General features: G+C 58.6%; 14 protein-coding genes. 7 read left to right on the top strand and 7 right to left on the bottom strand.

Translation table 11 applies throughout. The features are described from left to right. Window positions 1-6 precede the first annotated feature (6 nt). From carB to carA, 3 genes are all read right to left on the bottom strand, one after another. Entirely contained in the window at window positions 7-2,835 is a 2,829-nt protein-coding gene (gene carB, locus CRI94_RS06700; RefSeq protein WP_098074920.1) for a carbamoyl-phosphate synthase large subunit, read from the bottom strand. 111 nt (window positions 2,836-2,946) lie between these two features. Further along, the gene (locus tag CRI94_RS06695) at window positions 2,947-3,417 is read right to left on the bottom strand and encodes an energy transducer TonB (RefSeq protein WP_098074919.1); all 471 of its coding nucleotides are present in this window, start codon (window positions 3,415-3,417) and stop codon (window positions 2,947-2,949) included. Between the two features lie 53 nt (window positions 3,418-3,470). Continuing rightward, the gene (gene carA / locus CRI94_RS06690) at window positions 3,471-4,625 is read right to left on the bottom strand and encodes a glutamine-hydrolyzing carbamoyl-phosphate synthase small subunit (protein ID WP_098074918.1); all 1,155 of its coding nucleotides are present in this window, start codon (window positions 4,623-4,625) and stop codon (window positions 3,471-3,473) included. A gap of 466 nt (window positions 4,626-5,091) precedes the next feature. Here carA and CRI94_RS06685 point away from each other — a divergent pair, with 466 nt between their 5' ends. Beyond that, window positions 5,092-5,763, top strand: coding sequence for an energy transducer TonB (locus CRI94_RS06685; RefSeq protein WP_098074917.1), 672 nt, complete (start codon window positions 5,092-5,094; stop codon window positions 5,761-5,763). Window positions 5,764-5,808: 45 nt separating this feature from the next. Here the strand turns inward: CRI94_RS06685 and CRI94_RS06680 are convergent, their stop codons facing one another. The 3 genes from CRI94_RS06680 to folK all read right to left on the bottom strand — a co-directional run bounded on the left by CRI94_RS06680 (window position 5,809) and on the right by folK (window position 7,379). Next, window positions 5,809-6,036 carry a hypothetical protein gene (locus tag CRI94_RS06680; RefSeq protein ID WP_143815324.1) on the bottom strand — a complete coding sequence of 76 codons (228 nt, stop codon included), beginning with the start codon at window positions 6,034-6,036 and terminating at the stop codon, window positions 5,809-5,811. Window positions 6,037-6,112: 76 nt separating this feature from the next. Then, entirely contained in the window at window positions 6,113-6,793 is a 681-nt protein-coding gene (locus CRI94_RS06675; RefSeq protein ID WP_098074915.1) for a deoxynucleoside kinase, read from the bottom strand. A gap of 64 nt (window positions 6,794-6,857) precedes the next feature. Further along, window positions 6,858-7,379, bottom strand: coding sequence for a 2-amino-4-hydroxy-6-hydroxymethyldihydropteridine diphosphokinase (folK, locus tag CRI94_RS06670; RefSeq protein ID WP_245846100.1), 522 nt, complete (start codon window positions 7,377-7,379; stop codon window positions 6,858-6,860). A 221-nt stretch (window positions 7,380-7,600) separates the two neighbouring features. Between folK and CRI94_RS06665 the strand changes: the two genes are divergently transcribed. Together CRI94_RS06665 and bet are read left to right on the top strand one after the other, a co-directional pair. Next, window positions 7,601-8,671 carry an endonuclease/exonuclease/phosphatase family protein gene (locus tag CRI94_RS06665; RefSeq protein WP_179862189.1) on the top strand — a complete coding sequence of 357 codons (1,071 nt, stop codon included), beginning with the start codon at window positions 7,601-7,603 and terminating at the stop codon, window positions 8,669-8,671. A 195-nt stretch (window positions 8,672-8,866) separates the two neighbouring features. Next, the gene (bet, locus tag CRI94_RS06660; protein ID WP_098075230.1) at window positions 8,867-9,832 is read left to right on the top strand and encodes a phage recombination protein Bet; all 966 of its coding nucleotides are present in this window, start codon (window positions 8,867-8,869) and stop codon (window positions 9,830-9,832) included. 21 nt (window positions 9,833-9,853) lie between these two features. Here bet and CRI94_RS06655 read toward each other — a convergent pair whose 3' ends face one another. Next, on the bottom strand, window positions 9,854-11,239 hold the full coding sequence (locus CRI94_RS06655) for an alkaline phosphatase D family protein (protein ID WP_179862188.1): 1,386 nt from the start codon (window positions 11,237-11,239) through the stop codon (window positions 9,854-9,856). A 408-nt stretch (window positions 11,240-11,647) separates the two neighbouring features. Here CRI94_RS06655 and CRI94_RS06650 point away from each other — a divergent pair, with 408 nt between their 5' ends. From CRI94_RS06650 to CRI94_RS06630, 4 genes are all read left to right on the top strand, one after another. Next, complete coding sequence (locus tag CRI94_RS06650) at window positions 11,648-12,169, top strand: hypothetical protein (protein WP_098074911.1); 522 nt, start codon at window positions 11,648-11,650, stop codon at window positions 12,167-12,169. Between the two features lie 348 nt (window positions 12,170-12,517). Further along, window positions 12,518-14,218, top strand: coding sequence for an ATP-binding protein (locus tag CRI94_RS06645; RefSeq protein ID WP_098074910.1), 1,701 nt, complete (start codon window positions 12,518-12,520; stop codon window positions 14,216-14,218). 301 nt (window positions 14,219-14,519) lie between these two features. Beyond that, window positions 14,520-15,647 (top strand): Nif3-like dinuclear metal center hexameric protein, encoded by a 1,128-nt coding sequence (locus CRI94_RS06640; protein ID WP_098074909.1) that lies wholly within the window; start codon window positions 14,520-14,522, stop codon window positions 15,645-15,647. Between the two features lie 894 nt (window positions 15,648-16,541). Beyond that, window positions 16,542-18,242, top strand: coding sequence for a dipeptidyl-peptidase 3 family protein (locus CRI94_RS06630; RefSeq protein ID WP_098074907.1), 1,701 nt, complete (start codon window positions 16,542-16,544; stop codon window positions 18,240-18,242). The last annotated feature ends 88 nt before the right edge of the window (window positions 18,243-18,330 follow it).

Here is an 18,330-nt window from a genome sequence, read left to right as displayed (position 1 = left end):
ACATCTTTACCGCGAAAGGTAGAGATCTTTCATTTCGTACGGCTGAGCGAAGTGTTTATCAGTGAGTGAATCGACGAAGGCGATCGCCTCGCCCGTCGATTTCATCTCCGGCCCCAACTCCTTCGGCACCTCGGGGAATTTGTCCCAGGAGAAGACCGGCTCCTTGATTGCAAAGCCTTCTAGGCTAGACTCCAGCCTCCCTTTCTCGCGGAACGTGGAGATCTTCTCGCCGAGCATGACTTGCGTCGCGATATTCGAGATGGGAATGCCGGTCGCCTTGGCGACAAACGGTACCGTCCGTGACGCACGCGGGTTGGCTTCGATGACGAACACCTCCCCGTCCTTGATCACCATCTGCACGTTCAGAAGACCGATCGCATCGAGCTCAAGCGCGATCTTGCGCACGTATTCGCGGATCGTGTCCTGGACCTCTTGCGAAAGGCTGTACGGCGGAAGGACGGCCGTGGAGTCGCCGGAGTGTACGCCGGCCGGCTCGATGTGCTGCATGATGCCCGTGACCCAAACCTCCTCTCCATCGCAGACGGAGTCGACGTCAATCTCGATGGCGTCTTCGAGGAATCGGTCAAGCAAAATGTGGTTACCGGGGAAGATCGACAGGATGTTGTCGACGTACTCGGCCACTTCGTCCCGGTTGATGGCGATGCGCATACCCTGTCCGCCAAGAACGTAACTCGGGCGGATCAAGATGGGGTAGCCGATGTCGTCAGCGACATTGACCGCTTCCTTCACCGTCTTCGCCATCCCGTACGGCGGGAACGGGATGTCGAGGTCGCGGAGCACGTCGGAGAACTTGCCGCGGTCTTCGGCCAGCTCCATCTTCTCGTGGCTCGTACCGAAGATCTTGATTCCCTCCTCGACGAACCGCTCACCCAGCTTCAGCGCCGTCTGACCGCCGAGCTGCAGGATAACCCCTTCCGGCTGCTCGTGGTCGATCACGTCCAGGACGCGCTCCCAGAACACCGGCTCGAAGTAGAGCTTGTCGGCGACATCGAAATCGGTCGAGACGGTCTCGGGGTTGCAGTTCAGCATGAGCGCTTCGTACCCGAGCTCGCGTGCGGCGTGGACGCCGTGGACGCAGGAGTAGTCGAATTCGATGCCCTGCCCGATCCGGTTGGGCCCGGAGCCGAGGATCAGCACCTTCTTCTCGTCGGTGACGTCGCTCTCGTTGAACGTTTCGTAGCTCGAATAAAAGTAGGGCGTTTGAGCGGGAAACTCACCTGCGCACGTATCGACGAGTTGAAACGTCGGGCTGACGCCGAGCTGCTTCCGGTAGTCGCGTACAACGTGGTCGTCGACCTCATCCGGCACGAGGTAGGCAATCTGCTCATCGGAGAATCCATGGCGCTTGATGTGCCGTATCATGGCGGCATCAATCTCCTCAAGTGGCGTCTCCCGAATCGAGTCTTCCACATCCACGAGGTCCTGCACCTGGTTGAGGAACCACGGGTCGATCTTCGTCACGTCGTGCACTTCCTCCACGCTCGTGCCGTAGCGGAAGGCGTGTCGCACGTGAAGCAGATGATCCCAGTGTGGCTTTTGGAGCCGCTCGCGCACGTAGTCACGGTCGGCATCCGGCCGATCAGCACCCAGACCGGCGTAGCCGATCTCCAGACTCTGCCACGCTTTCTGCAGGCTTTCCGGAAAGGTCCGCCCGATGGACATGACCTCTCCCACCGCCTTCATCTGGGTCGTCAGCTCTTCGTCCACCCCTTCGAACTTCTCAAAGTTAAAGCGCGGGATTTTCGTGACGACGTAATCGAGCGACGGCTCGAAGCAGGCACTGGTCGTGCCGGTAATCTCATTCGGGAGCTCGTCCAGCGTGTATCCGACGGCGAGCTTCGCTGCCACCTTCGCGATCGGGTATCCCGTCGCCTTCGAAGCCAAAGCCGAGGAGCGCGACACCCGCGGATTAATTTCGATGACGATCATCCGACCGGTTTCGGGCTCCACGGCAAACTGGATGTTGCATCCGCCAGCGAAGGTGCCGATCGAGTTCATTGCGAGGATCGCAGCGTCGCGCATACGCTGGTACTGCCGATCCGTCAGCGTCTGCTGCGGCGCGACTGTGACTGAGTCCCCAGTATGAACTCCCATCGGGTCGATATTTTCGATCGACGCGATGATGATCACATTGTCGTTGTTGTCGCGCAGAAGCTCCAGCTCGTACTCCTTCCAGCCAAAGAGGCACTCCTCGATCAGAACCTGGTGCACCGGACTCATCTCCAGCCCGCGTGTAACCTTCGACTCAAACTCGTCGGCCGTCCAGACGATGCCGCCACCGCTTCCTCCCAGTGTGTACGACGGGCGAATGACGACGGGAATACCGCCTAGGTCCTGCGTAATTTCTTTCGCCTCGAGCAGACTCTTCGCCGTCTGACTCCGCCCCTGGTCCAGGCCGATTTCTTCCATCAGGTTCCGGAACTCCTGCCGGTCCTCCGTTCGCCGCACCGCGTCAATGTCGACGCCGATAACGTCGATGCCGCGCTCTTCCCAGAACCCTTCATCTTTGAGGTCCTGCGCCAGATTTAGCGCCGTCTGCCCGCCCATCGTCGGGAGGACCGCATCCGGCTGCTCTTTCTCGACGATCTCGCGGATCGACTCGGTCGTGAGGTCTTTCAGGTAGACCTCGTCCGCCGTCATCGGATCGGTCATGATGGTCGCCGGATTCGAGTTGACCAGCACCACGCGATATCCTTCGTCCATCAGCGCGCGGGACGCCTGACTACCGGAATAGTCAAACTCGCACGCCTGACCAATGACGATCGGTCCGGAGCCGATGAGAAGGATGGTTTCGATGTCGGTGCGCTTCGGCATGAGCTACAGTTTCGGGTAAAGAGAGCGGTGAGGAAGGCAAACGTGGTACGGTGCTTCAGTCCCGGCGGCGTAGATGCCGCGTAAAACGCCGCACGGGTCGATGAATAGAACTCAGGATTCGTCCTCCGGCTTTGGTGGCGGGAACGTGACAGGGATTTCGACCTCCGACGGTACGGGTCCTTTGTCGATCTTGGCCGGTTCGAACGTCAGCTGGCTTACAACGTCGAGAGCCACGCGCTCAAGCGACCGGTGGCCGCCCTGCACAATGCGGAGCCGCGTTGCGTGCCCCCGGACCGTCACGATCCCTCGCACCCAGACCGTTCCGTAGGCGTCCACTTCCTGTGCGTCCTGTGGATACGTGGTCAGCTCGTAGACTTTGTTCATCCCACCGATAATCTTCGGCGGAGTGTCAACGGAATCGGCAATGTACATCTCGAGCCCTTCCGCCGTCTTCTTCGACCCGCCGCATGCGGAAAGCACCAGTGTGAGCGCCGCAGCGGACGCAATGAGAAAGCTGATGACGGTGCGACGCGACGTGGCCGCTACGGGCAGTGCGAGATTCGAACTAGACGGTGACATCATAGGGCAGGCGAGAAATCGTGGGGCGAATCAGGATTGGGCGTCCCGACGAAAGATCAGGCGTTTACCGGACTACGAGACTCTGGCGGAGGAGCGATCTCGATGTTGCGCTCCGCAGCAATCATCGACATGAACTCGTCAAACAGGTACTGACTATCGTGCGGACCGGGCGACGCCTCGGGGTGATACTGTAGCGACAGACCGGCGAAGGTCTTGAAGCGCATGCCCTCCACGGTATCGTCATTCAGGTTCACGTGGGTAATGCGGGCCTTCGCCTCGTCGATGGTGTCCGGGTCCACGGCAAATCCGTGGTTCTGCGTCGTCACCTCGACCTTGCCGGTATCGAGATTCTGGACAGGGTGGTTGGCACCGCGATGTCCGACAAACATTTTGTAGACGTCGAAGCCCTGGGCAAGCGAGAGCAGCTGGTGTCCGAGACAGATTCCGAACAGTGGTCGTCCCGTCTCGATCAACCGGCTGGTCCGCTCGATCGCGTCGGGCATTGCGCGCGGGTCGCCGGGCCCATTCGAAAGAAAGATGCCATCCGGGTCATATGCCATGGCGTCGTCAACGGGCGTACTCCCCGGGACGACGTGGACGGTGCAGCCACGTTGCCGGAAGGACCGCAGAATGTTTCGCTTTACGCCGTAATCGTACACGACAATGGTTGGCCCATCGCCCTCGCAGAAGGTGGTAGGCTCGTTGACGCCAATCTCCGACGCGAGATCCAGGCCGTCCATGCTTGGCCAGTCTTTCGCTTTCTGCACGAGGACCTCGTCGTCAAGCTCCTCCGACGAGATTACCGCATTCATCACCCCCTTGTCGCGGATGTGGCGAACGAGCATGCGCGTATCGACCCCCGAGATGCCGACGAGCTCGTGGCGGCGCATGTACGCGTCGAGCGTCTCGTCCGCCTGCGGATTCGACGGGCGGCGCGTGAACTGGCGCACGATGAACCCGGCCACCATCGGGGCATCCGCCTCGTCGTGATCGAACGTGGCGGCGTAGTTTCCGATATGCGGGTACGTCATCATCATGAGCTGCCCGACGTACGACGGATCAGTCATGATTTCCTGGTACCCGGTCATGCTCGTATTGAAGCACAACTCTCCTCCGGCGAGGCCCCGATGACCGATGGACTCACCGGTTACGACGGTTCCATCGGAAAGCGCGAGTTTGGCGGGAACGGGAGTGTCAGTCGAAGCGGTCATGGAAGCGGCGTAGGTTGGATCGATGCGCGGCTCTGGTTCCGGAATGGCAAGACATAAAAATGCCTCCCCACGGACGAAAGCGGGAAGGCGGAACGATGAGACGAACCGGAACGGGAAACGGGGCCGGACGACGAGATGATGAGAATCATCAACTCGACCGGGGCCAGCGGTGGGCCCACCGGATCATCACATAACAACAAGTCGGGCAAAATGCCGGGTGACATCGGCGATGTCAACGAAGAGCGAGGGGGGTTGCCGATTTTCTCTTGCAAGAAATGTCCGCGAATGGGAATGGTTTCGTAATCTTTGCCTTCCCTCCGGTCCTTTTAGCACATTGAACACGTGTTCGCCAAACGTTCGCACCCACTTGACCAACCTGCCTTCCCCCGTCGCCAGTCGCCCCTGAAAGAAACTTAAAGCCCGTTCAAAGGTGTACGCGGTAGTGTGTGAATGGTATATTACTGCTATGTCTTCTGTATCGCACAGAAATGAGTCGTACCGACTTCACATCCTGGGGTCCACGACCGGGGTGCTGATCGTCATGACAGCACTCGTCTGGTGGTGGCCTACCTTTGTCTCCGTCCCGTCGGAACTGCCTTACCGGGATCAGGCAACTGACTTCGTTCAGATCGAGGAGATCCAACCGACAAACCATTCGCAGGATCTGAAGCCACCTCCACCGGCGCCACTTCCTCCCATCGTCGTGCCGCAAGATATTATTGTCGAGGTCGAATTCGACGGCTCGAGCAATCTCGTCATCGACGAGCCGGGAGAGGATGCGACCATTCAGGAAGGCGCCACGGGTCCGACCGCGGCCCGCTCGACAAGTGTGAGCGCTCGTCTTTTCCGAACGGTTCAACCAGAATACCCTGCCTCTGCGCGAAAAGCAGACGTTCGCGCCCGTGTGGTTGTCGAGGTGGACGTCAACGAGCAGGGACGTGTCACAGATGCGACTGTTCTTCGTCGCGAAAGAGTTAATGGATCCCGAACAAAGCTCGTCTCTTCGCTGGGGTATGGCATCGAGGAGTCGGCTCTCTCCGCCGCTCGTCGGTCCGTCTTCCGCCCCGCCCAGGACAACGGCGAGCCCGTGCCGACCCGAACGACCATAACCTTTACGTTTGGCGAGGAAACGCGCTAGACCCGGCTCCGCGCGCAACCGCAGCGACATAGATGCGGCAGTGCGTTAGTCGGATACGTCTTTCCACTGAGCATCCCGTACGTCGTCCCAGTAGCGAACGGACCCCCGCTCACTTCCGGTATACTGACGCGGGGACGGTCCCTGCCATCCGTGCGACCGATCTTCCTCAATCGGCGTGCCGTGCTGGCCGCGCATAATCACTACGAGGTTGCTTGCCGCCTGCATGATGAAGTAAAAAATGACGGCAAAGAAAATGTACTCCATGGAAGCCATCGGAGTATGGGGCAAGAAGTTCTACAAATTGCCGGCTGTCACGTATTGACCCGGCAGGAGTTCGGTGACGTCACGATTACGACCGCTCAACAACTGGATCCACGTACGTCGTCCCATCGAGATCCGCATTGGCGATGTGGTGCAGCAATACCTCCAGATCTTTTTCATGCTCGACGAAATCGATCTCCGCAGCGTTTACGATCAGAAGCGGCGTCTTCCGATACGTCCGGAAATAATGATCGTACGCTTCGTGCAGGCTCTGGATATAGGCCGGATCCATCGACCGCTCGTAGGAGCGATCACGCTTCCGGATGTTTTCCATCAGCCTCTCGGGCGAAGACTGCAGGTAGACGATAAGGTCTGGCGTCGGGACGTTCGGCTCCATGATGCTGTACAACGTCTCAAACAGCTGCAGCTCGTCCCCGGATAGCGTCTGGTGCGCGAAGATACGGTTCTTATCAAACGCGTAATCGCTCACCACGATGCGGTGAAACAGGTCGCGGGCCCCCAGATCTTTTTGCTGCTTGAACCGGCTGGCGAGGAACGTAAGCTCGGTTTGAAACGCCCATCGATCCTTGTTCTCGTAGAAACGCTCGAGAAAAGGGTTTTCCTTGAACTGCTCCAGCACGATGCGGCCATCGACGGCTTCGGTGAGGAGCTGCGCGAGCGTCGTCTTTCCAGCGCCGATCACCCCTTCGATGACGAGGTACCCGAGGTCATCGGGAAGCGATACGGACGGCGAGGATCGGTCGGGCATGCGGTTGGGGAGACGAGAGAGACAGGGGGTGTCCGGTACAATACAGGGGCTGGCTCTGCAGCACTCAGGCACTGAACTCGGGGAGCCAGGTACGCACGTCGAGCGTCAGTGAGCCCGCGTCCGGGCATCGGTCGAGTAGAGCCGAAACCGTATCGTCGAACGGCGGCGGGACGACCAGGTTCGGGGCGAGGTCCGACCACGGCTGTAGCACGAAGCGTCGCTCTGCAAGCCGTGGATGAGGCACAACCAGATCGTCATCGGAGATCTGGGCTCGACCAGCAACCAGCAGGTCAATGTCGAGTGGACGGGGTGACCACCGCCTGGCTGAAAGGTCGCGGCCGGCATCCTGCTCGATCCGTTTGGCCAGGGCGAGCAGATCGTGCGGCGACCGGTCGGTTCGAATCTCCAGCACCGCATTCAGGTAGTCCGGCTGCACCTCCTCCGGATCAAGCGTGAGAGCCTCACTCCGATACACGGGAGACGCGCCACGAATTGTCGCCCCCGCTGCCTCCAGCCCGTTAACCGCTAACCGAAGGTGTCCCATCCGGTCATCCATATTCGAGCCGAGAGCGATAAAAACGGTCACAACACATGAATCAATTGTATGCTGGAAGACGGCACCGGCGTTACGTACGTTATGCCTGCAGGTTGCCGCATCTCTCTCGTTCGGAAGCAAAAAGCGACGCCCGAGGTTCGACTCGGATTACTTTTCCACTCTGATTCACGCCAAGCATGGACATCCCACACGGCGACGGACGAACAGGTACCTGCAACTCCGTCCTTCCCCCTCATTTTTCTCTACAGAATATGACGCCGTTTGCTCGCGCCACAAACTGGAGCCCCCTCCCATTCATTGGCCTCGTCCTTCTGATCGCGGCGACCGTATCCGGTTGTAGTGGCGTCTTCTCCACGACCGACTCGCCATCCGGCACGGCGAATATTCCGGGCGTAGCGACCGTACCACCGGGCTACGACTTCCCTGCCGACGATTCGCTCACGGTTGCCACGTGGAATGTCGAAAACTTCGTCGACGAATACGACAACCCGTACATCGACAACGAGTGGGAGAACTCGCCTCCGGACGACATGTACGCGCGGTTCAAGCTCTTCATCCGAGGTGTGCGTGCGCTCGACGCCGACATCGTCGTTTTACAGGAAATCGAAAGTGAAGCGTTCGCACAGTCCATCGCCGAGGAGCACCTCAGCGACATGGGATACCAGTTCTTTACCGCAACGGAGAGTCCCGACTGGTTCCAGAATGTCGTGCTCATGAGTCGTGTACCCCTTGGCGTCGTGGAAAGCTACTCGGATGTCGTTACGCCCATCGAGGGCATTACAACCGACGAGGGAGAGCCCGCGGCGCAGTCCCTCACGAATAATCGGATCTGGCGGGCTACCGTCCATGCCCGCCCGGACTACACGGTTCACCTCGTGGGTGCGCATTTGAAGGCCGGGCGCGACGATAGAGATCGAGGCTGGCGCGTGGGTCAGGTCCGCCTCCTCCACGAACGATTCAACGACCTTCTCGCCACGACACCGGACGCCAATATTCTCGTGGCCGGCGACCTCAACAGCTTGTCCGATAGCCCCGAACTCCGGCTTCTACTCAACGACTCGGACCGTCCGGCACCTGGATCGATGCAACAAGATACCGGTGAGTGGAACGCCACGTTCATCGATCCGCTCCACGGACGCCCCACGTTCACGCACCCGTCCGACAACCCGGAACGGCAGCTGGACTACATTCTGATCAATGAAAACACGCAGCCCGAACTGGTCCCTGGATCAGCACGCGTGGCGCGGCCGCTCTCGGACGCCGAACTCGCACGGTTCAGCGATCACCTCCCTGTCGTGGTGACGCTCTTGACGACAGAATAGAACCGGTCATCACTCGGGTCAGAGCATAATTTCGGGGGACGTTTAGCCATGACACAAGGGTGTCACCCCTCATGTTTATCATGTTAGGGCGATCCCCCAGCCTCGTTACGAGCCGAGCGGATAGATCGCTCTCCTGACCCGTTTTGCAAAAAGTAGGATCTGGCAATGGAACGCTCTGTGATGACCCCCGTCCCGATGTCCAATCAACCCGCTCCCGACGACGTCCCTGAGCGTACGTCAGCCGACGATTCCACCGGTGGGAGTTCGACCTTCAGCGACGACGACCTCGACCTTCTGCGTCGTACCATCTGCAAGGGTGCTACGGACGAAGAGTTCGAGCTTTTCGTCCGCCAGTGCGAGCGAACCGGTCTCGACCCGTTTGCCCGGCAGATCTACGCCATTCAACGGTGGGATAGCCGGGAAGGGCGCGAGGTCATGGACATTCAGGTGTCCATCGATGGACTCCGCCTGATCGCAGAGCGCACCGGTAAGTATGCCGGCCAAAAAGGTCCCTTCTGGTGCGGCCGCGATGGCGACTGGAAAGAGGTGTGGCTGGACGACGCTCCGCCTGCAGCAGCAAAGGTAGGCATTATGCGCTCCGATTTTCGGGAGCCGCTTTGGGCCGTCGCGCGGTGGAGCGATTACGTTTCAACGAATCGGCGCGGTAACCCAACGTTCATGTGGGATAAAATGGGGCCGCATATGCTTGCGAAGTGCGCGGAGGCGCTTGGCCTGCGCAAGGCCTTCCCGAATCAGACCAGCGGTCTTTACACCACCGACGAAATGCGGCAGGCTGACGGACCGACGTCAGAAGCTGGGTCACATGATGATGTCGACACCATGGCCAGCGCCTCCTCTCGGCACATCGATCCGCAAGAAGACGAGCGTGATGCCGAAAGCGTAGCAACGTCCCACCTCACTCCAACGAGCGGTACGGGACCGTCCGCATCCTCGGGTGGCGAAACGAACGCGCCGTCCGCCGGCGAAGTCCGCCCGGCAAGCAAGCTTGATCAGCGGCTCGATGAGATGGATCAAAAGCTCGCTGACGCCTCGCCGGACGAGCGCCCGGACATGATCGCCTCTCTTTACCAGTACATCGAAGACTGGCCGGACGACGCGAAGGCTCGTGCGGAGGCCATTATTCAAGAATACGAAGCGTAGGCCGCCCCCAGCCGTTCCCCCCTACCGTGGTGATGCCTCTTCTGCTGAAAAGCACTGCTCCCAGCGGAATAGGTCCGTCATCCGCTGTTCGTCGTAGGCCCATCGCCGTCCGGTCCACGTCACGCACACCTCGTCGCCCGCATCGTCTTCGATGTCCATTCGCACGTACTGACCGTCGTTGGCCCCACGTAGGGAAAATCGATTCGGGTAGGGCCCGATGGTGTACGGTCCCCCCTTAGCGGATCCTCGCCGATCCAGCGCAGCGGCCTGCACCACCGGCGTCCTGATGCCGTCACCGGGACCGTATACGTTGTTTGTGCCGTCATCAAGTGCGACCATGTGAGCATCTCCCGACGCAATGACGAGCTTCGATGCGACCCCGACCGAGTCAATGTAACGTGCCAGTTCGGCCCGCTCCGTCGTAAACCCGCTCCAGCGATCATTCTCCTGTAGGTCGTTTGCGATCCATGGGACGGAACTCACCCAGATGATGACAGCTGCATCCCGGGCACGAAGCAGTTCGTCCTTGAACCATTTCTTCTGCTGCACTCCCATCATCGTTTTCGATGCGTTGTCGGGCGCGGCATTGCGCGTTCGCGCCGATCGCAGATCCGACAATATGAAGTGGACGCGGCCAACCGAAAACGCCTGCTGCACGGTCCCCGTCGTCCCGGCTGGCAGCGCGTAGTGGGGCACCAGTCCCCGATAGGCACGCTGAGCAATGTCCTGCACCTCTGCGGCTCCCGAACTGTTGTTCGGCCCATAATCGTGGTCATCCCACATGTACGCCAGCGGTACAGACCGAAACAGTCTCGACTGTTCCGGCGATGCGTGCACGGTCGCGTAGGCTTGCCTGTACCGTTCCAGCTCCGGCCTCGCGATGTCCGAGTAATGCATGTCGCCGAGATGAAGGAACAGGTCCGGCGATGCGACACGAATGCTGTCGAAAACGGGATGTCGTGATCCCGTCTCGGTGCAACCTCCAAGGATCACCCGGAAGGATTGCGGCCCGTCGTCGAACGTCGTGAACGTTCCGACACGCTCAGGAAGAACGTCGCCTCGTGCAAGCAGACGGTAGTGATAGCGGGTCCCTGGTTGGAGATCGCTCAGATCGAAGTGCACGATCCCCGCCAACGCATCATCTTGCATGCGACCACGCTCGGCCGGCATACCACGAATTGTGTCCGGGGACCGGAAGCTTGACAGCGTGTCAATGTGCAGGCGAACATCCGCGGGGTTATAGTCCGTGCCGGCAACGATGCGGGCCGTGGTTGATGTAACCGCCCCCGTCCATAGAATCGTCGTAGAGTCCGGAATGACGGCTGGTGACGGCGTATTCGCTCCGTGCATGTAGCGACACCCAACAACCAGAACGAAAAGGGTAATCACGAGCACCAGGGCAGTCACGGTCGTACTGCCTGAAGATCGCACCTTGTAGTGTCTCGCTGCTGGATCAGATGTCGAATGCATGTTTACCTTAAATGCGCGTTTTGTTCAAATGCTGAAAGATAAACGTAGACCGACTCCGAGTGAAGCCTTCGTAGCGCGGGCCTGATAGCTGGCCGTTTCCGGGTAAGGAATACGCTATATTCAACACCGGGTGGTGTGATGATTATTGATCGACTTCCTGGATGTCGATCGACGTGACTCGTATACATCTAACATCCGCCAGCGTGCATGTACGATGTTTTATCGTACCATGCGCTGTGCAATTTGTAATTGTCCTCCCTCCTACTACAACCGCATCCGAACATGCATATGACGACCAGATCACTCTTACACCTATTACGAACTGCCACCCTGGCTCTCCTCATCGTGGTCTCCCTGACTGCGTGCGACTCGAATGATGGAGACAACGGGTCTGCGCAGGCCGATGCCTCTTTCACGATGACGATCAGTGGGAACGGCGTTGATAAAACATACGAAGGCCTGGCATACTGGGCAGAAGTAACGGATGACCAGGGTCAAACGAGCTTTGCCGTGGCATTAACGAATAGCCAGTCCACTCAGACTGCAGCAACAGGCTTCATTTTTCGGCGGGGGCAGCGCCCGGGATCCGGTACGTACGACGTCGTAGAAATCAACTCAGAGACGGGAACAGCCTTCACGAATTTTGGGATCTACCTCGTAGACGCAACGCAAACGAGTTCGTTCACAGCGTACTATTCGGACGGGGGAGAAATCCAAATCACCGAATCGACGAGCAACACGGTGGCCGGCGAGTTTTCCATTCCGGGTACGGTGATCGAGTCGTCTTCGAGTGGTCAAACCGAGACCTCGGTGACGATTGAGTGCGACTTCAACGCGACCAACAACCCCTCTCTGGTTGCCTTCTAGAAATCACCCCACCGGTGTGCCGCCCGGCCTCGGGCCGGGACGGCAGCCGTTTTGTACGTTCTCTTCCTTACACCTCGGATGTGATGGATGAATCGTCGATTGTTGCCGATGCGTTACTGTAGACACACGCTCTTTTAAAAACCCCTTGCCTCTTTCTATCGTAGGGCTCACGTCTCGCGGTTATCGCGTCAAGTAGACCGTGAGATTTCCGAAATACCGACCGGAATTGGATTTCCGTTATTTGTTTCACGGCGGACGTAGATCTACCTTCCAGAACCCGGATTCAGCCTGAGTCTAGCACCGGGTTACCGATCGCGCTCCGCATATTTCGATTGAGTTTTCCCTTATATGTCGCCCTCCGATAGAGATTTTTATCCCGGGCAATCGCGCCCCTCTTATGATCGCATCGACCTACCTGAGCAGGAGGATGAAGTGAAAGACCTCTTGAAACGGTCGATCGAGGCAGCCAATAACTCCATCGTTCTCACGGATCCGAATCAGCCCGACAACCCGCTAATTTACATCAATCAGGGGTTTCTGGAACTGACCGGGTACGATGAGGACGAAATTCTTGGACGCAACTGCCGGTTTCTCCAGATCCGTCCCGACGGCACAACCGATAATGACCAGCCTGCGGTCCGCACGCTAGCAGACGCCGTGAAGCGAGGCGAACACTGCCGGGCTGTGATCCGAAATTATCGGAAGGACGGGGAGATGTTTTGGAATGAGCTTTATCTAACGCCTGTGTACGACAATGACGGCAAGCTCGTCAACTACATCGGCGTCCAGAACGACATCACGGAACGTGTTCGTCTGAACGAGACGCTGGAGCGGCGCGTGCAGGAACGCACGCAGGCACTGGAGACGAAAACGCGTGAACTCGAGCACCAGCGCGATGCGCTCGAGAGCGCAAAAGAGGAAGCCGAGGCAGCCAGCCGGGCAAAATCCACGTTTCTCGCAAACATGAGTCACGAGATTCGGACGCCGCTCACCGCGATCCTGGGGCTCGCCGATGTCATCCGTGCAAAGAGTGATGGTGGTCATTTCGATGAGCACATCCGGCGCATCAAGTCGGCCGGTAGCCGTCTGATGGACACGCTATCGTCTCTACTAACACTCGCCAAGTTAGAGGCCGGCAACATGGAGGTGGACCTGCAGCCGGTTTCCGTAACGGACGAAGCGTTTGAGGTCGTCGAGCTCTTTCGGGAGCGAGCGGAGGACAAGGGACTTTCGCTCGATTTCCGTGTCGACCCCAGTGCCCGAAATGCCATCGCTGAACTGGACGCCGGTGCACTGAACTCGGCCCTGCAGAACCTCATCTCCAACGCGATTAAGTTCACGGAGGACGGAGAGGTAGAAGTCTCCGTCTCCAGGTTGAATCATCGACCGGACGAGCAAATCCAGATCGCTGTTCGCGACACAGGCATTGGCATAAGCAATGATTTTCAACCCTACCTGTTCGAAGACTTCCGCCAGGAATCCGACGGACTGACACGCGAGCACGAGGGGTCGGGGCTCGGCCTCGCGATTACCAAGCAGCTCGTCGAAGCGATGGGCGGAAGCATCTCAGTGGAGACGGAACACGGAACCGGAAGTACCTTCACGATCTCTTTCCCCATCACCAAAAATCACAGCCTGGAGGACGCCCCCGATACGGAAGAGGCAATCGCACCGGAAGATGGGGACGCGCGCGTCCTCCTCGTGGAAGACAACGACAACACAATCTTTCTGGTGCGAGATCTTCTCGATAAGGCCGTCGATCTTACGGTCGTTCGTAGTGCATCCGAAGCCCTGAACGTGACCGCCGAAGCAAATGAATCGTTTGATCTTTTTCTGATCGATATCAATCTGGGCAGTGGCGGAAGCGGCGTTGATGTGCTAGAACGACTTCGACGGAAAGATCGGTATTCCGACACCCCAATGGTCGCGGTAACCGCCATTGCGATGCCCGGCGATCGAGAGAAGCTTCTGAACCGCGGCTTCGATGCGTACCTGGCGAAACCGTTCGAAGCGCGCGACCTCGTGTCCCTGGTCGATCAATACCTCTAAGAGTTGAGATTGGACCGCCGGGACGCGACGTTTTCTAACGGGATGTACGCTCCATTCGCATCCGACATCTCACATCATACCGTTTTGACGTTAAAATGTCGGTATCCGCTACGGCTTCGATTCGGCGGACCCGCCACTCCCTAGCAGAAGGACGTTCGAACGTTTCTCTTCCCAACTCGGAGCTGCTGTGAGGACACGGGTTGGGCAATCCCGACAATATCATTCGGAAAACGTATCAACGGCGTAACAGCCCTCCAGCCCCTGACTGCTCGCACCCTTTTCCCCCGATTGTCAACTCACTATGCCGACCATCCGTGATCTTGCCCAACCTCTCGAAGCCTGGGCTCCTCCCGGTTCCGCGCAGGACTACGACAACGTCGGTTTGCAGGTGGGAGACGCTCATCGCGACGTCGACACCGCCCTTATCGCCCTCGATTGTACACCCGCGGTACTGGCCGAAGCACAGGCGTTGGGAGCTCAGCTGATCATCTCGCATCACCCACTCATCTTCCGACGCCTCTCATCAGTGACGGCGGATGGGTTCGTTTCGAACCTTGCGCTTCGGCTTGCGGAGGCGCAGGTCGCCCTGTATAGCATCCATACAAACCTGGACGCGACACCGGGCGGTGTCTCGTTTGCGCTCGCCGAGCAGCTGGGACTCCGCGACATCGATCTACTGGACGGGTTTGACGACTCACTGGTTAAGCTGGTGACGTTCGTCCCACAGGATCATTTTGAGGCCGTTCGATCCGCCATCGCGGATGCCGGTGCGGGCAAAATCGGTGACTACGACGCGTGCGCCTTTGCAACGGATGGAAATGGATACTTTCAACCGGGCGATGCTGCGAACCCTCATACCGGCACAGCCGGGGGCGACCTCCAGTCCGTATCCGAACGTCGCATCGAGGTTCAGGTGGAACGATGGAGTCTGCGGCCCGTGCTCTCTGCGCTGAAGGCCGCCCATCCATACGAAGAAGTCGCCTACGATGTCTACCCGATAAAAGGGAAGACGAGCCAGGCTGGACTGGGTGCCATCGGTCATCTCGACGAAGCAGAGTCCATGGACCACTTCCTCGCGAGGGTCAAAGAACGATTGAATGCCGGCAACCTTCGTTGGGCCGGTGACCCCGAGGGCTCGGTCCAGCGCGTCGCCGTTTGTGGTGGTGCCGGATCGGACTTCATCGGAACGGCCCGTAAGGCAGGTGCAGACGCATACGTGACCTCGGACATCACGTACCACCAGTACTTCAACGTGTTAGACACTGACGGTCAGGCCCAGATGGCCGTTGTCGATGCCGGCCATTACGAAACCGAAGCTATGACCGAACAGCTGCTAAAGGATTATCTCACCGAACGCTTCCCGGATGTGACGTTTCACAGAACACAACACCGGACCAGCCCCATGCGGACGTTCAATGGAGTCGACTAAACGTTCTGCGCCGTGTGCGTGATCGTACAATCGACGGACCGATCTGCTTTGCGAATGCTCGTTGCCTCATGGCAGCGGGCATTTTTGTTTTGCCAGACATGCACGGCCAAACGTACGCAAAGCACGTGGATTCGATAATCAACATTCATCAATATGTCGCGCTCAACGCCAGAGAGAATCTTCCTGGTGCGCTCCGAGACCTCATAGGGTGCGCGGCAAACAACAATCGCGTCGGAGCCGATGATGGCCGGTGCCACGGTGAGCCTTCCGACGTTAATGCCTCGCAATTCCGGGCAACCAGACACCGGAAAGACCTGATGGTCTCTTGCCTCTTGTTTTTCAATCTATCCGTGCCTAGACTTCTGTACATGATGACGTATCGGCAAATAGATGCGGCACCCGTTGAATTGTGTGTACTTCTCCGCGTATAACGTGACCGCACGCTGACCCTCCGCACCAGCAGGTTTGAACTTCATCCTGCCCTGACGTTGCGGCCCCGAGATTCGCCGACCCCCGTCGGCATCGGCCAGAGGACGCGTGGATTCGTCCACTCGTTTTCTGAACAGCTCGCCCGCCAGTCCCTCACCGACTGGCGGGCGGTGCTGTATGCGACATATTTTCTAAGCCGCTATCCCTGGGCTTTCGTCAAGCGCAACCAGCAGCTCCAACTTCTTCACCGTCACGCGACGCCTCTGTCTCCACGGCACATGCGACGGTGCACCGTCGGACGTGCGGTCACCCAGTCCGCCACCTTTCAGTTGATCGTGGTCCGGTCGTGCGCTATCATCATGCTCGTACGCTCGGCACCGATCCGTCGCCGATGCCCGTATCGCGTCTACGTGACCCCGCTTCGGTGCCGAGCCATGCGCCCCTCTTCCCAACGCTTCTCCCTTTATGCGCTTACGTTACCTCCTCTCCCTCCTATTCATTCCCCTGATCGTCCTCACCGGTTGTGAGACCTCGGACAACACAGATGAGAGCGATGCCGCTACCGATGATGCGACTCAGAACGTGTCGCCCAGCAACCTGACGGCAAAATACAAACAGGTCCCGCTCGAAGCTGACCTGACAAACCTCTCGGAAAATCAGCAGCGGATGATTCCTCTGTTTATCGAGGCCGCCCAGGCCATGGATGAGGTGTTCTGGGAGCAGGCATATGGAAACCGAGACTCCCTGCTTTCCACGATCGACAATGCCGACCTCCGGAGCTTCGTCGAGATCAACTACGGTCCCTGGGATCGACTCAACGGAAATCAGCCATTCATCCAGGGCGTGGGTCCGAAGCCTGCTGGAGCCAACTTTTATCCGAGTGAAGCTACACGGTCGGAAATCGAAGCTGCAGCCGAGTCAAACCCTGAGATCCTCGGTCTCTACACGATGGTCCGCCGCGGTGAAAACGATTCTCTGAGAGCGATCCCATATCACGAGTTCTTTGCCGCGGAAATGGAGCAGGCCGCCCTACGCCTTCAAGACGCGGCCGAACTGGCTGAGGATGAAGGGTTTGCACGCTACCTCCGCCTCCGTGCAGACGCCCTCACGTCGGGCGAATACCAGGAAAGCGACATGGCCTGGATGGACATGAAAACGAACGAACTGGATGTTGTGATCGGCCCGATTGAAACGTATGAGGACCAAATGTTCGGGGCCAAAGCCGCTGCCGAAACGTTTGTCCTTGCGAAGGACATGGAATGGAGCAAGCGCCTGGACCGGTACGCGGAGCTGCTTCCGATGCTTCAACGCGGACTCCCCGTTCCGGAGGCATACAAGAAAGACACGCCTGGCCGCAACTCCGACCTCGGCGCCTACGACGTGCTGTATGTTTCGGGCGACGCGAATGCCGGCGCCAAAACCATTGCGATCAACCTCCCCAACGACGAGGAAGTGCAGCAGCAAAAAGGCTCACGCCGCCTGCAGCTTAAGAACGCGATGCGAGCCAAGTACGACGCCATCCTCGTTCCGATCAGTGAGACTCTGATTGCGGAAGAGCAGCGCCAGCACATTTCATTCGACGCATTCTTCAGCAACACGATGTTTCACGAGGTCGCCCATGGCCTCGGGATCAAGACCGTTATCAACGCACCGGACCAGACGGTCCGCGAAGCTCTAAAGGATCAGGCTTCGCCGCTGGAAGAAGGAAAGGCGGATGTCCTCGGCCTGTACATGGTGCGAAAGCTTGAGCAAGAGGGCGAGATTGACACTGCGTTGATGGATAACTACGTGACGTTCCTCGCGGGCATCTTCCGATCGATTCGCTTTGGTACATCGAGTGCTCACGGAACCGCAAACCTCGTTCGGTTCAACTACTTCCGGGAGCACGGGGCCTTTACCCGTGACGAAGAAACGGGCACCTACACGGTGAATCGCGACTCGATGGAGGCAGCCGTCAACTCGCTGTCTGAGAAAATTCTTCGCCTCCAGGGAGACGGCGACTACGAAGCCGTCGCGTCGTTCACAGAGAAATATGCTCAGCGCCCGGACTTCCTCGACGAGGATCTTCAGCGCGTGGAGGACGCGGGCATTCCGACGGACATCACGTATGAACAGGGTCCCTCCCTTCTGGATGGCGTATCGGAAAACGTGTCCGCTGCCCAGTGAATGCTGCCGTTTTCTCTAAACATAGAAGCGCCCGCTTCCGGCACAAGCCGGGGCGGGCGTTTTTTATTCGCGCTACGATCGCTGAGGA

The sequence above is a fragment of the Longibacter salinarum genome, from assembly GCF_002554795.1.
Classification (GTDB): Bacteria; Bacteroidota; Rhodothermia; order Rhodothermales; family Salinibacteraceae; genus Longibacter; species Longibacter salinarum.
This window is presented reverse-complemented; position numbering and strand designations above follow the sequence as displayed.

What these genes read in the sequence shown, in the direction of transcription:
- carB (WP_098074920.1), bottom strand. Translation starts at nt 2,835, where the DNA reads ATGCCGAAGCGCACCGACATCGAAACCATCCTTCTCATCGGCTCCGGA.
- CRI94_RS06695 (WP_098074919.1), bottom strand. Translation starts at nt 3,417, where the DNA reads ATGATGTCACCGTCTAGTTCGAATCTCGCACTGCCCGTAGCGGCCACG.
- carA (WP_098074918.1), bottom strand. Translation starts at nt 4,625, where the DNA reads ATGACCGCTTCGACTGACACTCCCGTTCCCGCCAAACTCGCGCTTTCC.
- CRI94_RS06685 (WP_098074917.1), top strand. Translation starts at nt 5,092, where the DNA reads ATGTCTTCTGTATCGCACAGAAATGAGTCGTACCGACTTCACATCCTG.
- CRI94_RS06680 (WP_143815324.1), bottom strand. Translation starts at nt 6,036, where the DNA reads ATGGCTTCCATGGAGTACATTTTCTTTGCCGTCATTTTTTACTTCATC.
- CRI94_RS06675 (WP_098074915.1), bottom strand. Translation starts at nt 6,793, where the DNA reads ATGCCCGACCGATCCTCGCCGTCCGTATCGCTTCCCGATGACCTCGGG.
- CRI94_RS06665 (WP_179862189.1), top strand. Translation starts at nt 7,601, where the DNA reads ATGACGCCGTTTGCTCGCGCCACAAACTGGAGCCCCCTCCCATTCATT.
- bet (WP_098075230.1), top strand. Translation starts at nt 8,867, where the DNA reads ATGTCCAATCAACCCGCTCCCGACGACGTCCCTGAGCGTACGTCAGCC.
- CRI94_RS06645 (WP_098074910.1), top strand. Translation starts at nt 12,518, where the DNA reads ATGTCGCCCTCCGATAGAGATTTTTATCCCGGGCAATCGCGCCCCTCT.
- CRI94_RS06640 (WP_098074909.1), top strand. Translation starts at nt 14,520, where the DNA reads ATGCCGACCATCCGTGATCTTGCCCAACCTCTCGAAGCCTGGGCTCCT.
- CRI94_RS06630 (WP_098074907.1), top strand. Translation starts at nt 16,542, where the DNA reads ATGCGCTTACGTTACCTCCTCTCCCTCCTATTCATTCCCCTGATCGTC.